The 521-nt window shown below is 61.8% G+C and carries 1 protein-coding gene; it reads right to left on the bottom strand.

Annotated features, from left to right (window positions below):
- Window positions 1-521 (bottom strand): Ig-like domain-containing protein (locus tag LH464_RS24495; RefSeq protein WP_226788995.1); only part of this gene is annotated, 521 nt, incomplete at both ends.

The following is a 521-nucleotide window of genomic DNA, read 5'->3' as shown; positions in this document are numbered from 1 at the left end:
GCGCCGTCGTGTCAATGGTGATGCTATGGGGGAACGAGGCAAGACCCTCGATCCCGCCGCCATCAACAATTTTGGCCGTGAAGGCATGGCCACCCTCAATCAGATCCGAACCGGGCGTAAAGCTCCAGTTCCCGCTGCCATCGGCAGTCACCTGGCCCAGCCAGGCGCCATTGTCATAGATATTGATCGTCGCGCCAGCACTCGCCGAGCCCTTGATCTGAGGGCGAACATCATCGCTCACCCCGCCATTATTGATCGAGCCAGTCACCACGCCATGATCGTCGCTCACCGAAGTGATCGAGGGCGTACCCGGCACGGCCGTCGATACTGTGATCGCAAATGGCTCCGAGGCAGCGCTCACATTGCCGGCCTTGTCGGTCGCCGTCACGGTGAACGAATGCAGGCCGTCTTGCACCGAGGCGGTGTAGCTCCACTCACCGGTATCGGAGGCAACCGCCTGACCCAGGTATGTTACCCCATCATAGATGCGCACGATGGCGCCGGCTTCCGCCGTGCCCGAC

It is taken from the genome of Pseudorhizobium xiangyangii (genome assembly GCF_020531965.1).
GTDB classification, from domain to species: Bacteria; Pseudomonadota; Alphaproteobacteria; order Rhizobiales; family Rhizobiaceae; genus Neorhizobium; species Neorhizobium xiangyangii.
This window is presented reverse-complemented; position numbering and strand designations above follow the sequence as displayed.